This window comes from Idiomarina sp. 28-8 (assembly GCF_000320945.2).
Lineage (GTDB): Bacteria > Pseudomonadota > Gammaproteobacteria > Enterobacterales > Alteromonadaceae > Idiomarina > Idiomarina loihiensis.
This window is the reverse complement of sequence record NZ_DF266789.1, coordinates 794,864-809,377: the sequence shown is the minus strand read 5'-3', so window position 1 is coordinate 809,377 and position 14,514 is coordinate 794,864. Positions and strand designations below refer to the sequence as shown.

The following is a 14,514-nucleotide window of genomic DNA, read 5'->3' as shown; positions in this document are numbered from 1 at the left end:
GTGTGGCTGTTACGCAGCAATCCAATAAGCGCAGCAGTTGTCAGGGGATGTGGATAGAATACATGTGTACTGTATCGCTCATCGTCATTTTTGACATTCACGGGATGCCCAGAGGCGGAATATTTTAGACGAAAATAGCGCTCCGCTCCTGCCTGGGTTAGGACTGCCTGTGAGTCGTCAATTGCTTTCTCAATGACTGTTCTTAATAACGAATTTAAACCAGGAGCGTGGCACAAACCGCCATTTGCTGCGGCACTGAATAGGAAGATTGCGAGACGGTCTTCTTGGGTTATGGTATCGCTGTGAGTCACATATTCAACAATTCTCGCCTCAGCCCCTGAAATTCTGCGATACCATTTTTCTGCGACTGGATTAATGGGGCTCCTAACCTTCTTCTTTTTATAGTAGGTTCGACCTGTCAATTTTAAATGGAGCGCATCAAACAATACTCGGGCGGTCTTTGTGTTCGTAATACGGTTAGAGCATTGCTTCCGTAGTTGTTCGAGTAAATCCTTGGGGAAGAAGTTTTCTTGTTCAAGCAAATACAGAATTTCGTACACGATGGTTGCCTGCACGGACGATTTTGATTGGGCAGGGTTGCCAGCAAATTTCTGAATCAATTCACCGATCCTGGTAATAGCAGTTGTCATAAATCTAATCCTTTAAAAATACTGGTGCATGTTGGTTGGCCGAAAAAGGTTCATCTCCATAATGATGTCCTCAATCACTTTGCTGACTTCTCTTAACTGTTCAAACTTAGTGTTTTTGCTGCGCTCGTAGATGTGCTCAAACTTGAGTTGATGACCCGAATACGTATTGACTGCATATCGATCGATGCCGCTGTCGAAAAGTGATGTCATCATGAAGTGTCTGTGCCAGTTAGACCCATAGGTTTTATCTCGCTGATATACGTTGGTTAACGACTGAAAATCATCGAGTAAAACATCGCCACGCCACTCTCTGAAAAGGTTTTCTTTTCCCTTGAGGGTCTTCCCTAGGGATTCGGCAACAGATGGGCTGTCAAATCGGACAAGACGCTCAAGGGACCTGAGGTATTTGAGATACTGCTTAAGCTCTCTCAGCGCATAGTCGCAAAGTGGAATCAGTCGGTTCGACCCCAAATCTTTGTCCAAAATTTCAACGGTATTTGCGTTGAAGTCGAAGAATTCAAGGGTCCGAAAGATGTTGGCATGTGGGCGGTGTAACGTAGCTAGCTGAAGTAGATTGATGACATAATCTGTGTAGCAATTGTGGATCGCGGCATAATCATAACGAGATTGCAGTGCCGACCTCAGCTTGCTGCGCAGATATTCAAATAGTGCAATCACAGAATCGTGAGTCAGCACACGGGGTGAGCCAAATCGAAGGTCATTAGGTACATTTGACGAGAGATAGTAGCGCACATCAGTAACGTCGATGTATTGGTTCATAAATACCACATGCTTCTCAAGTAGTGGCAGTGCATGAAACGCGATATATGAATTTTGACTGTAAGTGTCTTTTGATTCATTCATGATGAATGACAATTCAAAAGAGCTAATACCAAATTGATGTTTTTGGTAACCCAACACATTAGATAGCCTTGCCGGCGTTACGTGCTCTTCCGTGGTTGGCTTAATATTGGTTAAGAAAGATTTAAACTTCTTCGTGCAGTCGTCAGCCGTAGTACCTTCTTCGCGCATTTTTATAACCGGCTCTGCGAGCCCCTCTGGAACAACGATATAACCATCTCGCTCGATCGATACAAGGTTTAGCATAGGTAGAGCTAATTCCGGCGTTTGCGCTAAATCCCAGGTGCTATAGAGCTTTGCGACTCCCAGTCCTGTGAGCTCAATTCGTTGGTCATCGCTCAATAGCTTTGTGAATGAGTAACCGGTCGCTAATGACAATAATGCGAGACTGGCAAACCAGTTACCTTTATGCCGATGCTTATCGCAATACCTGACCAGCTCCAATAGAGTTGCCATCGAGAGCCGATCTTTCGAACTGGATGCCAGTTTACTGCGTTTAATCTCATGCAACTGACTATAACGGCTGGAATTGGGTTTCAGGCGCTTGAGCTCTGGAAGGATCATTGTTTACCCTCCAGCGGTTGCAGGCGAGATGTAAGCAACTTTGAGAGTTGCGTATCCACTGACTTTGGATCAATCGGAGCAAATGAATAACTGAACGCTCGCGGTGTTTCAAAACGACGAGTAAGAAACCGTGCGGAATTTACCAACGGACAGATTTTAGCCAGCTCAGCCAGGTAAGCTGGATGCTTAGCTTTGTCCGACTGGAACGCCAGAGCACCTATTGCGAATCGCCAGGCCTCATGTGTTATTTGGTAAGATTCCAGTTCTGGTTGAATAATCACCGATATCTGTTGCTCGATGGCTCCGGCATACAGCAAACCGTGCCAGCCACTGAAAACGTGATAGGATTTATCGATTTTTATAGCTCGTGGTACACACGTAGACCAAGTGCCGGTACTGCATGATTTAAGCAATGAAATATCACATTGGGGGTTAAGCCCCTGCGTAAACCTGAAAGCAGCTTTTGCGTTTTTGTGTATCGCGACTCTCGCGATAGGCACACGTCGAATTCTTGCGTTGTCCATTCCGATTACCCCTTCATCCTGAATTCAGGGCTAAGTTATCCGATTTGCTCAAAAAAATTCTCGCAACCGATAAAATTAATTTTAACTGCATGAATTTGTTATGTTTTTATAAATGTTGTTATTGATTTTTCTTGCTGAGGGTTGATATTTCTGGATAAAAAGAAACCAATTTTGATCTGATATAATCAGAGTGTGAGTCATTGACGAACGAAGATAAATTATTCTCTGGTTATCTGAAGGTCTTTGTTCAAGGAAGCAAAAAGAAACGTAAAAGGAATTATATATGAGCTCAAAACACACTAACTGGACTGAAGAGATGGACGCGTATCTTTTGGCCCATTATCACTCAAAGGCTGCATCGCAAATAGCAACCGAATTACAGACATCAAAGCAAGCGGTTCTTCGGCGCGCTAGGAAACTTGGCGTTAAACGGAAAACTGAGTCTGACAGTGCTGAGCGGCCTACTTACTCAGCCGAGGAGGATGCCTACATTAAAGATTCTATCGAACAGCAGGGAATAGAAGCTGTGGCTGAACACCTCAGCAGGTCAATAAATGCTGTTCGAAAGCGGGCGCAGCGACTTGGAGTGTCTACAGCAAGTCATGTCAAAGCGCTGACCGAAGAAGAGCAGAAGTATCTCGAGCGAAACCTCGGGGTAAAGAGCTATTCTGAAATTGGTCAGGTGCTTAATCGAAAGCAGACACAGTTCGTTGGCATGCTCGAAAGCTTCGACGTTAAAGTCTTTCAATCAGGGTCAAGGCAGGCGCGATATCTTCGATTACATCGAGATGTTATACAGGGCAAAAGCGCCGCCTTGGCTTTAATAATGAGCTACCGCCAGTAGAGTATGAGAAACGATTTGAAAAAGCAGCTACTGAAGGTCTAGAGAACTAATGGCGATTCACTTTTTATTGGCTTCAGTTTTTGCAGCCATTTCGTTTACAGGTTACCGGTACGGTGGTGTTCGCCCAATGTGAAAGTTTAACATTCGTCTCCTCACCACATCCAGTTTTCCCACCTTTTCGGCCCTAGTGGATTACGCTAACTCCGGACTCGGGCGTATGTCTAACAGCCATAGAATAATTCCTTTTCTAGATTATGCCGATATTGGCTTAATTTAGTGTAGGTTAAAGCTTACATTGCGCCACTTTTAGAGGAAGGAAAAGGTCCGCAAATTGTCAAAAGCAGAGACTATCGAGAACGAATTGAGTTCCATAAGTACGTAGACTAAACTCAGGCCTGACAAGCTGGGAAGCGTTTTTTCAAAGCGTCATACATTGAAGGAGCCTAGTATCAAAAATATATTTAAAGTATTTTCATACCTAATGCTCTTAGGTATTAGCTCTACATATGGCTTTATGAACATGGCCGCAGAAATGGGGCTGGCTATTCTCGCTGGAGCTATCGGTCTGGCTTTCGCTAATATCGATAAGATTGCAAAATTTAAGGGTGCCGGTTTTGAAGCTGAAATGTGTAAAACAGTTATTCATAAGCCTACAGGGATAGTACACAAACTGGCGAAAGACGGTAAGACTACTGGGTGTGGCGTGAATGTGCAAACCCACCCTGAAGCCTGGGCAGCATCCACAGAAAAAGTCACTTGTAATCACATTGGTTGCAAAAATGATACATAACCATCGTATCAAATTGACTCTAAAACGCTGTGTTTTTCCCTCAATTCATACAGTGGTCGTCCGTAATTGTTCCATCTTGTCGCACTATAGCGAACCTTCAAACAAGTGAAACTATTTGAGCATACTCAGTTACCCTTTGACGATCGCAAAATATCCACACGTGATTTTTATTATGTAATTGATTTTAAAGAAATAGATGCACGACATAACATATACAGGTGTTTAAAGTAGGTTTTGTTGACCATTACAAGCCTTGCACAGCTAGTTTACCCACGCTTAACAGTAACAGAACGGTTAGGCACTAGTTGCAGTAGACAGGAAGCAAAAAGATAAAAAGTCCGATCTTCTCTCATAGCAACTTGCCTGCTTAGTATCAGAAGCGAGCCTTAACGCCACACCCCTGAGTTTGTCCGGAAACACCTCTCTTTGCATATTACCTTTCCCGTGCAACGAGCTCCAACCACCCTTCATCACCTATTGATCTAGTCATAGAGTCTACAGGAATTACTTTAATTAATTCACGGTTCTCAGGTGCAATACGCAAGCGCTTCACTAAAGCTCTTTTCTGGGACTCTGCCGAGCCATCTCTATCCAAACAAATCCACCACATTGGTTTACCAGTCTCTTCGATTAATTTCCTAAATAGACCGTTAATGTGGCTGTCGTCTATGTTAAATCCATATCCCACCACGACTAAGCGGTCGCATGCAGCATACTCATCATATAGCCCCACGTACCGACGAGACATATCCACAGAGGTTAATGGCTTCAATCCACTTTGAGTAAGAATAAAGGGAACATGCACCTGATCTTCGGGAACCTCGTCAGGGTCGGTTTCAGAGAGTACTGAGTTTTTATACGGGTTATAATAATCAGTCACACCACCATTTAGATGCTGTACGGCAGGTATTTGAAAATCTAGGTCTCGAGATATATTTTCCACTAGGTTGTTATAGTTGGAAGTTCCAATTGCAGATATTTCAATGCCCAACTGTTCACAGTTTTCTAGATCGTGATAATAGCCACTCTCTGGAAGCTCATCAATTTCACTTAGCTGCTTAACTATGTAATCACGTGTTGCCCGCAGAAAGATAACCATCTTGGAGAACTTTGCCCATTCTGTTCTGGGTGAAAAAAGATATCTAAAATGGCTATCGATTAAAGATTGGTAGTCTAGGACTGTGGTAAATATGTTCTCCAACACCTGCTGAGAAACTGCGCACAAAACTTCAGAAACATTTCCATTTTCAAGATCATAGTCACGACGTTTTTCTAAAAGCAGCTCAAGCGCGGTCAGTCCGGCACGACTGAATTCGAGCCTGAACATACCGGTCACATCATCGAAAATTGGAATGTCATCGGGAGCAGCTTCGAAAAGCTCTTGGTTTAGTCTTTGTACTAAGTGTTGACCATGAGCACCAACAAGCAGTTGAAGAAAAGCTCCGGCGTATCGCTGTAGATCCGCAGAATTTTGTCCATCGCTAATGACACTTAAAATCGCGGAATATGATTCACTTGCGAAAAGCCTGACCTCATTGGCGAGAATCGGGTTCATCCTAATTGCAGCTGAATAAAGGTGTTCGCCGAAATCGGTATCCATTTGCTCATTAAATTTTTCAACTAAAGTATTCTTTTCTATGCCCAACTGAGTAAGGGCATATTCAACTTCTTCGTCAAAGGCATTGAGCCTACGTATAATTTCATTTTTTCTGTACTCGATTGAGGATTCGATCAATGCTGTAAATTCATTTTTTCCGAAAGCATGAATTCTTTGTGTCGCGTAGTTTTCTGGAAGCCAACTAGTCGCATAATTGGTTCGAGAATCAATCTGTCCAAGCTGCTCACGCAGCTTTTTCTTGTGTTCACTCACATCTTGACGAAAAAGGTCAATAGCGAACTTCCCGCCGCTTGGCAGTCCATAACCCACTTCAGCTCCTGCTCCAAAGAAAAATCCTACTTTCATTCAACCTCCAATTATTATTGTTTTATATTGGTCACAGCTTTTAAGAGTCATATAAACTGAAACAGCGGCAACATCGTTCAGTGTTTTCCTAGTGTCAGATGGCTGGGCGTCTTGAGTCAAGTTACCATCCAAGCTCGAGATGGCGCAGTGCCATTAGCGCAGAGGATAAACAGGCTTATTCTTGCTATCGCATATCCAGTTTATCCAAAGCTTTGCGTCAGTTCCCTTAGAAAAAGATACAAAGTTTCTTTCACGAATATACTTATCCGAGCCGTGAGGGGAAATCATCGTTGCCGTAATCTCTCTTGTTTCTTCTAAATATTCAACATCATCATTTGTCACCGCCAAAATACCTAACCACTGCATGTATGAGGGAGCAGGGTGAACGATTCCTGATGAAACGACCTGATGAATTCTGACTTGGCTTTCACCCCTATCATCTCGAACCACTCCCATACATCCTATATGGACGTCCCCTGATAGAATTACAGTTTTACCCTCTCGCTTTTTAGCGTTTTCAAGTAGCTTCATCACTAAGCGAAGACGTTCACCTTGATGCTCTTTCGCGCGCCAATGATCCTTGAGATCATCTGTAAGTTCTTCTTCCCATGGAGTTGCTTCAAATGCTTTCTCAGCTAGAGAAAAGTCTCGATAAACGACTGGTACAGCACTTAATATTAAAAGATCTCCCTTACTACAGCGTTTTTCTAAATATTCATTCATATGGTTCCATTGTGAGCGACTCATTACTTGGCTTCTCGTACGCTCGGAACGATGGTCTAGACTTAGAATATTATAGCCTCTGAATTGAGTTGCCATTGCAAAATGCTCACTGTCGGAACTTAACAATGTTGAATTCTTGCCACGTATTTGAAGTAATGAAAAATATTTTCTTGCTATTTTAAAGATTCCACAATACACGTCACACGCTTGAATATCTTCAGGATAGCTTCCCCAGCCGTCAAAAATATCATGATCATCCCACATCATTATTGACGGAACTTTAGCTAACATTCTTGCGAATGGCTCGCGACTCCAACGTTCGATGTAAAGTTCGTAAAAAAACCTGTCGACCGCATCCTCCATTCTTTTTGTGAATTTTCTTTTAACTTTTTCTTTGCTTCCGAGCTCATTCCAGTCTTTTAATAAATCTACTTTGGTCCAGAGCGAATCGGCGTAGACTTGGTCTCCTCCTAATAGCATAAGCGAAAATGGTTGAGTCTCATGTTCTTTTCTCATTTCATGCCACAACTTGTAAGGTTCTTGTGTTGAGGTCATCAACTTGAAGTCTGAAAAACCATTACAGGAAGCGTAAGCAAACTTTGGTTTTTCATCTTTTCCAGGAACATAAAATTGCCATTCATGGTTAACTATTTGAACGCCACTGTTTTTCTCCAGCAGTATTTCATATGAAATGGTTTGAGGGTCATCGAGTTTTTCAACGGAGAGAGTGGCTTTCCATATGACTGAACCACGTATTTCTCCTATTTTTTTGGCGTCAACAGAGTGTTCGTTGTAGTTAATCGACGCCTTGTTGGTTGAGCTTCTCGTTAGAAATACAACTGTATAGTCCGTATCAGACTCAACGCCTAATATAGGTCCTAAAATGATTTCCTTAGACATCGCATATCCCTCTTAATTAGCATGCTTGGTCGGTTTGATCTGGGTTAAAGTACAACTAACTTTTAAACTGAAAGCCTAAATATTAAAAAAGCGTTAGCTTTTAAATGTATCATCCATAACAAGATTTCAACAACTATGCCAATTTTTGCTATTATTGACACTCCCTATGTTTATAAAGAAAACAACTCCGTAATAGATGTGTCCGCGGCTATTGGGTAACTATTTAGTATGGGCATGAGGAGGGAGCCTTACGTGAGTGGTTAAGGCAGTTTCTAGGACTGGTCAAGAAGAACTGACCAAGGGGTTATAGTTATCCCAGTATTTTTGCGCTGCCTTATTCGGACTCAAGCCTTTATTATGCTAATGAGGTCTAAGTTGGCTGTATCACTCGATCAAATATTTCAGTATATGATTCTGAGCTTTTACAAGTGAGCGGTAACCATAAGTCGGTATCCTCAGGCTTCTGAAAGGCGCCCTATTGGTGAATTATCCCAGCAGTTACACCACCGAGTTAAGCTCTGCTTTATCTGGCATTTCCAGAATGTCTGACGGATTTTCCTACTAATATAATGACAACCCTGCGCGCCGTGGAACATAAGACCTTTCGGACGTCCACGGCTCTTATAAGCCAACTTCAATGCGTTGCTGGTTAACGTACTGCTGGGTGACAGCGACAATACACAGCCAACGGATTTACGAGCGCATAAATCAATGACTACGGCCTAATACGCTTAGCGATTGCCGGTTCAAGTATAGGTAACACTGGCACACTGCACACTGCACACTGCACACTGCACACTGCACACTGCACACTGCACACTGCACACTGCACGCGGCTCGGTGCACTAACGCCAAATTGACGCTCTAAATGACTCGGTATTTAAACATTTCGTCGCCTCGGCTGCTGACCTAATTTTATAGTTCTGATCGATCACTGGTTATGCTGCTTCAAGTCGAAATTGCGGACTGAAATTAAGCTTTTTTCTCTTAGTCATCTTGTCACCTAATTGTCTCCAGATTCATGATAGTGTAGACCTCCCCCTAATTAGGTGGCCAAATTTAGTTTGCCACTACATCTTTTAGTTAATTCGAGTGGGACGCGGAATGTCGAAACAAAGTTGGTTCGAAAAAAATACTAAGAAAATTGAAGGAATATCAGCAATTGCGACTTGCTTAGGTGTTTTATCAGCTCTTTTATACTCGAGTCTCAACTATTTTTCCGAAAAAGAGCCTGAACTGCTCATAGCTGAATTTAAGAATTTTAGTGAGGGGGGAGTAAAGGACGTAGTGGTATATAATAGAGGAGATGCGCCCTGCCTCAATTTTATTGTAGAGTACACTAATACGTTCTCGGAAGTTCGCACCATTTACAATTATGAGAGAGGCGCGTTAAGTGCGGTAGCCTTCAACAAAGAGACAGGACTGCTAGAAGTTCCGGCTAGGATAAAAGTCGAGTTGGCTCCTGAAAGTCATTGCTATGGTAGAAGCTCATGCCTGTACAACCCAGGAATTCTAGCTGAAGGAGAGTTGCACGCGATGCAGTTCGTGGGAGAGGGGCCTGGCACTTTTACCGCGTCATGTGAATACGACTCATGGGCGATCGAGATAAACGGGTAAACCTCTTTGACTGAGTTAAATTCATTGTTTGGTACGGCCTAAATTTCTATATTCCGGTATGATTAAAGAGACGTCTTTAATTAATTTATAATAGGTTTTTTGATGACACTTCGTAATACTAGCATAAAACGCATACATGCCGAGTCAGCAGGTGTAGTGGCAGACTAAACCCGAACACTCTTTTAAGTGGTAGTATTACCCTTAACGAAGAGGTGTTCAATGGCAAGAAGACAACGTCGATCATTTAGTCCTGAGTTCAGGTATGAAGCCGCTAATTTAGTGGTTGAGCAAGGCTACAGCTATGCGGAAGCAAGCCGGGCTGTTGATGTACATGAAAATACGATTAGAAATTGGGTTCAACAGCTGGAAAGTGAGCAAGACGGCCAAACGCCTAAGTCTAAGGCGATGACTGCGGAGCGGCAACAAATACAGGAGCTTGAAGCTCATGTGCGTTGGTTAGAGCGGAGACGCTTCTCAAGCTCACGTATTCTCAGCTGTTCGGCTGCGCTTTGGTTTGCTCGCCACCGCGCTCTTTTGAACCCATTTATTCATTGTCGAATGACCCACATTCATTGCTTTGGCAGCTTCCCGAATACTGTAGTTCTGATCGGCCACCAGTGGGCTGCTTTAAGTCGAAATTGAGGATTGAAATTACGTTTTGGTTTTTTCGATCTTGTCACCTGATTGTCTCTTGGTGCATGATAGCATCTGTAGTTAGGAGGGCACTGCAAAATTCAGGGAGGCGGGATTAAAGGCTTATCTATCAAGTTATTCTTTTTGATAGAATTGGAGTGTTGCGGATATTATCTGGATTCAGGTAATATCCCCTTTTTAGATGGAACTGAAATCAAGGAGAGATTTATTCATGACAAAATCCACCCTTATCAAATACCTATTGTTAAGTTTACTCATTGTTTTTTTATTGGGCGCCTGTTCGCAACCCGAGTTTAAAAAAGTACAGTTTTCGGGAAACACCATGGGAACAACATATCATGTTACCTATATCACCTCTTGGACAGCAGACGACCAAGCAGAGATTCAAGCGAAAATTGACACGACTTTAGTTGAGGTTAATCAGATCGCCTCAACCTATAATGAAAATTCGGAATTGTCTCTTTTTAACCGCACAAAGTCGACTGCTCCCCTTCAGGCTTCTCGAGAGTTGAGAACCATGTTCGCCGAAGCCATTCAACTTGCTCAGCTAACTGAAGGCTATTTGGATGTTACAATTGGCCCTTTAGTGAACCTTTGGGGTTTTGGCCCCACACATCGCGCAGAAAAAGCACCAAGTAAGGAGTTGATTAAGCAAACCAGGCGTCAGGTAGGCATTGGACATTTGCGGGTAGAGGGACAAAGTATAAGTAAAAGCAATCCAGAGCTTTATGTCGACTTATCCACTCTTGCGAAAGGTTACGGTGTAGATGCTGTTGCAGAATTATTGGCCTCGGAAGGAATTAATAACTACTTGGTTGAGATTGGTGGTGAAATCCGTATTGCAGGTCAATCGCTGAATAATAGAGATTGGTCCGTAGGACTAGAAAAAGCAGATTCCGAAACCCGGGGATTACAGCGAATCATCAGACCCAGAGATAATGCAGTGGCAACCTCAGGAGATTACCGGATCTTCTTCGAAGAAAACGATGTCAGGTATTCGCACTTAATTAACCCAAAAACCGGCTCACCTATCACCCACAGAACGGTTTCTGTGACGGTCATTCATCCGTCTTGTATGGTTGCTGACGGCCTGTCAACAGGTTTCCTGATCATGGGATTTGAAAAAGGCATTGAATTGGCAAACGAACATGATATCGCAGCACTGTTCATCACCAAAAGTATTGATGGGGAATTTGTTGAACATCATTCTGATGGATTTAAACCATTTTTATGAACTGTCAACAATGAGTAAACTGGGCGACTCTCGCTGATACTGAGAATAGGCGGAAAGGAAAGTCACTTTGGCAAAACCTCCGGGTATTGGACTTCCCAGCTTTTACTAGACAGTCTGTAGATTCTCAAAGTACGCCTTTTCAAAGTTAACAGGCGATACGCCGCCTGTATGAAAATGACGCTTTTTTGGCGGATTACAGACGCAGCTTTTCGCCAGAGCGATAAATCAGCTTGCCAATAACTCTTCAAGTCGATGAAGTTGCCGTTGATAGGTCTCTGGATTGCCTTCCTTGAATTTGGCCAAGTTGAACAGCTTCCACTTAACGGATGGAAAGCGCTGATAGTCGTATACAGACCAGTCAGGCTGTAGTCTATTAAAGCTTAACAAAAACTGCTTATCCGACTCGTTCAAATTTCTCCTTATCGTATCTATGAGCATGTCTCTGGTGGCTTCATAGTTGGCATAAGTGAACGCAAGATAACTCATCCCTTCGAACTGGTTTTCAAAAGCTGTTTGTTGATCAAGTAAGTTCGGCTCAAGCATTTCATGAGTGGGTCGGTTACTGCTGATAAGGGCGAATAAAAAGCCACGTTTAATCTCGTCCGTAAAGCCAATACCTTCCAACAAGAGCTTCGTATCGAAAAGATCTCTTGGGTGCTGGCGGTCAAGGGCCGCACAGAGTTTACCGCCATAAAGCTGACCAAGGGGGACTATCGGCATGGCACAGAATACGTCGTATTGCTCTTGCGCAGATGAACACAGTGCCGTTTTGGCTGCAGACCCCAGTAAGCCACGGCCGACCATATTCACTTCAACCTTAATTTGCACACCATGCTGACTGATCTGAAGCTTACAAACATTCGGTTTATGCTGAATGCGTATGGACCCTCTCAAGTTTTCTATGCGTCCTTTTGTGCGCAAAAGTGCGGCATTGATGGCCTCCAGCGTTTCGGGGCGCTCAGCTATTTCGACGTAAGTTAAGTCGATGTCTACGGACAATCTTGGCATGTTCTGCAGAAACAAATTGATAGCCGTACCGCCATGCATCGCAAAGCACTCCTCTTTAGCAACCTCCGGCAACACATCCAGAAGCAGCTTTACCTGCCTTTTATAAGCGTCATTCATGCCATTGACTCCAGCGCTTTCGGTACGGTGATTTGGTACTTCGCGACATAAACACCATCAGCTACTATCGAGCGCTTGCCTGAACCCAGATCAACGCTATCTAAGTTAAGGTAACGTACCCAGTCATGGCCAGCTTTGTCAGCCATAAAAAGAAATAGGCGTTTAACCTTGATTGATTTGCAGGCCTCAAGCAGCTTTTGCACGGATGCCGGTCTTAGGTTGTTCAGTCCCTCCATTAACTCGAAGACCTCCGTTAATGATTGTAACTTTGGTGCGAGGTATAAACATTCCATGATTGCGCGTGCAGGGTCGGATACCTTCACTTTAAATTGCTTATGCGATAGTTCGATCAAACCAAGCTCCGGCGGCAGGAAATTGCTGAGCGCGCACTTTAGCGAAAGACCCCAGTCTCGTTTGTTGAACCAAAGCGGTAAATGCTCACCCTGGTCGCCAAACAGTTGCGCATGTTTTGGAGAAAGCTCTAAGTAGTGTGATTTGCCCTGCAATGCTAATGCAGTCTTACCCCCTGGATGGACGGATAGACCCAGTTGAGTTTGCAGTGCATAGACAGCCCCCAGATAATCGACCTGGTCGCCGAAGCGGATTAATGCACCCGTACCGACAGATTCAAACCACTGACTGTTCTTATAGCGCTTTTGCAGGTCGTTGCTGTAACCATTATCAGCAAGCCAGGCAGAGCAAAGCACAACCCCGGCGGGTTGGGCTCTGAGCAGCTTGTTTAATTTAGAGGATGATTCGGTACTCATAGTGCCCACCTACTATAATTTATAAACCAAATTAACCGTTAGTTTATATTATTTTATATTTTGGTGCTATTAGTACCAAAATAAATTAAATTTTAAACTGTGGGGCTGGTTGTAGATTGGTGTTCAACCAAAGAAACAAGCATACCGGTCTTCTTTCACAAGCTCTAAGAACTCACTAAGTCGCTTCACTTTAGGCTTTGGCTCATAAGCATGCCATTTCAAATCCGAGCGTTGCCAATACACTTTCCAGCAATTTTGTGTTTTTACGTAGGTTGTTTTTGCTACCGGCAGTTCCATGGTTTCAGAAGGATTTTGCCATTGCGGTCTGATCTCGAAAATCTCAATACTCTGATTTTCAATTCGGTAACCAAGGTCAAGCTCTGGTCGTATGTGCACCGGCGGTCTTCGTATCGCCATGAACGCTTCAAGTTCTTTCTCACATTTCTTAATTTCGAATTCACTGAGTGCCATGGCAGATTACCTAAAGCGGGAAAAAGAAGCAGGATTTTAATCAAAAATACCCGATTTATACAGGAAGTTCTGTAGCCGATCGTCTGGCTAACTATCCTTTTTTCCATACCCCTTTGTGGCAGGTTTTGCAGAGTTTGGAGATAAAACGCTAAAACATCTGGCTAAATGGCCTCGTTAAGATATTCCTGAGCCCCCTATAGGACGTGGCCTGCACGGTTAGTACCTTCTCTCACCATTTAACGTCAGCCAGTCGCTATTTACTCCGGAGGTAAAGGTCGGACGGCAAAAAGGGTTCGAAGGTAAAGGTCAAAAAATAGTAAATGCGCCCGTAGCTCAGCTGGATAGAGCGCTGCCCTCCGGAGGCAGAGGCCGCAGGTTCGACTCCTGCCGGGCGCGCCATTTATAGTTATTCGTGCCTTTCCCCACTGTTAGAACTAGAGCTTAAACACTATCCATTTTGCTTTATGAATTGACCGTTACTCGCCTTACTAGAAAATATATGCAATCTCACGTGTGTCCAAAATGTGTCCATTTTGTGTCTACTAATTTTAATGGTCCGTTGGCTTTTTGATAATTTGACCTTTCCCTCAAAGGCCGGAGGCGGAATCGATAAGATCTAATAACTTATTGTTTTATAGTGGATAAAAAATATTAAGATTCAAGCGTGTTACTTACCTTGTTACTAAAACTTCAGCTTTAGTTTTTTGATTGAAAGCTTTTTCACAAATGAATCTTTTAACTTTTTGGCTATGCCCAATACTCGCTTAACACGTTGAACATAGCTATAGTGGTCTGCAACTTGTGAACGTGTAGTGGCAAATAAATTC

At 43.3% G+C, this 14,514-nt stretch carries 14 protein-coding genes and 1 tRNA gene; 6 read left to right on the top strand and 9 right to left on the bottom strand.

The genetic code is table 11. The annotated features are described in order from the left end of the window. The 3 genes from RJ32_RS14865 to RJ32_RS04020 form a co-directional block, all read right to left on the bottom strand. On the bottom strand, positions 1 to 650 hold a 650-nt coding region (locus tag RJ32_RS14865; RefSeq protein WP_034819276.1), incomplete at its 3' end, for a hypothetical protein. Between the two features lie 12 nt (positions 651 to 662). Continuing rightward, positions 663 to 2,075, bottom strand: a complete 1,413-nt coding sequence (locus RJ32_RS04025; RefSeq protein ID WP_034819274.1) for a site-specific integrase — start codon at positions 2,073 to 2,075, stop codon at positions 663 to 665. Continuing rightward, a complete protein-coding gene (locus RJ32_RS04020) occupies positions 2,072 to 2,599 on the bottom strand; it encodes a hypothetical protein (RefSeq protein ID WP_034819272.1) in 528 nt (175 codons plus the stop codon). Before RJ32_RS04020 ends, RJ32_RS04025 begins: the two co-directional genes overlap by 4 nt. Positions 2,600 to 2,882: 283 nt before the next feature. Between RJ32_RS04020 and RJ32_RS04015 the strand changes: the two genes are divergently transcribed. Both RJ32_RS04015 and RJ32_RS04010 read left to right on the top strand, forming a co-directional pair. After that, a complete protein-coding gene (locus RJ32_RS04015) occupies positions 2,883 to 3,443 on the top strand; it encodes a hypothetical protein (RefSeq protein ID WP_034819270.1) in 561 nt (186 codons plus the stop codon). Positions 3,444 to 3,876: 433 nt separating this feature from the next. Next, positions 3,877 to 4,233: a hypothetical protein gene (locus RJ32_RS04010; protein ID WP_034819268.1), complete on the top strand. Its 357-nt coding sequence runs from the start codon at positions 3,877 to 3,879 to the stop codon at positions 4,231 to 4,233. Positions 4,234 to 4,666: 433 nt separating this feature from the next. Here RJ32_RS04010 and RJ32_RS04005 read toward each other — a convergent pair whose 3' ends face one another. The 3 genes from RJ32_RS04005 to RJ32_RS15510 form a co-directional block, all read right to left on the bottom strand. After that, on the bottom strand, positions 4,667 to 6,196 hold the full coding sequence (locus RJ32_RS04005; RefSeq protein WP_034819266.1) for a hypothetical protein: 1,530 nt from the start codon (positions 6,194 to 6,196) through the stop codon (positions 4,667 to 4,669). Positions 6,197 to 6,349: 153 nt separating this feature from the next. Further along, a complete protein-coding gene (locus RJ32_RS04000) occupies positions 6,350 to 7,819 on the bottom strand; it encodes an alkaline phosphatase D family protein (protein ID WP_034819264.1) in 1,470 nt (489 codons plus the stop codon). Positions 7,820 to 8,274: 455 nt separating this feature from the next. Further along, positions 8,275 to 8,532 carry a DDE-type integrase/transposase/recombinase gene (locus tag RJ32_RS15510; RefSeq protein ID WP_082815436.1) on the bottom strand — a complete coding sequence of 86 codons (258 nt, stop codon included), beginning with the start codon at positions 8,530 to 8,532 and terminating at the stop codon, positions 8,275 to 8,277. 391 nt (positions 8,533 to 8,923) lie between these two features. Between RJ32_RS15510 and RJ32_RS03995 the strand changes: the two genes are divergently transcribed. The 3 genes from RJ32_RS03995 (at position 8,924) to RJ32_RS03985 (ending at position 11,324) form a co-directional block, all read left to right on the top strand. Further along, positions 8,924 to 9,436: a hypothetical protein gene (locus RJ32_RS03995; protein ID WP_034819262.1), complete on the top strand. Its 513-nt coding sequence runs from the start codon at positions 8,924 to 8,926 to the stop codon at positions 9,434 to 9,436. A 219-nt stretch (positions 9,437 to 9,655) separates the two neighbouring features. Continuing rightward, positions 9,656 to 10,078 carry a transposase gene (locus RJ32_RS15505; protein WP_145914809.1) on the top strand — a complete coding sequence of 141 codons (423 nt, stop codon included), beginning with the start codon at positions 9,656 to 9,658 and terminating at the stop codon, positions 10,076 to 10,078. Between the two features lie 223 nt (positions 10,079 to 10,301). Continuing rightward, the gene (locus tag RJ32_RS03985; protein WP_145914808.1) at positions 10,302 to 11,324 is read left to right on the top strand and encodes an FAD:protein FMN transferase; all 1,023 of its coding nucleotides are present in this window, start codon (positions 10,302 to 10,304) and stop codon (positions 11,322 to 11,324) included. A 225-nt stretch (positions 11,325 to 11,549) separates the two neighbouring features. Here RJ32_RS03985 and RJ32_RS03980 read toward each other — a convergent pair whose 3' ends face one another. The 3 genes from RJ32_RS03980 to RJ32_RS03970 form a co-directional block, all read right to left on the bottom strand. Further along, positions 11,550 to 12,449 (bottom strand): nucleotidyl transferase AbiEii/AbiGii toxin family protein, encoded by a 900-nt coding sequence (locus tag RJ32_RS03980; RefSeq protein WP_034819260.1) that lies wholly within the window; start codon positions 12,447 to 12,449, stop codon positions 11,550 to 11,552. Continuing rightward, a complete protein-coding gene (locus RJ32_RS03975; RefSeq protein WP_034819258.1) occupies positions 12,446 to 13,216 on the bottom strand; it encodes a type IV toxin-antitoxin system AbiEi family antitoxin in 771 nt (256 codons plus the stop codon). Before RJ32_RS03975 ends, RJ32_RS03980 begins: the two co-directional genes overlap by 4 nt. Positions 13,217 to 13,339: 123 nt before the next feature. Beyond that, on the bottom strand, positions 13,340 to 13,687 hold the full coding sequence (locus RJ32_RS03970; protein ID WP_034819256.1) for a DUF3024 domain-containing protein: 348 nt from the start codon (positions 13,685 to 13,687) through the stop codon (positions 13,340 to 13,342). A gap of 322 nt (positions 13,688 to 14,009) precedes the next feature. Between RJ32_RS03970 and RJ32_RS03965 the strand changes: the two genes are divergently transcribed. Then, positions 14,010 to 14,086 (top strand) — tRNA-Arg (locus RJ32_RS03965). Positions 14,087 to 14,514: the final 428 nt, after the last annotated feature.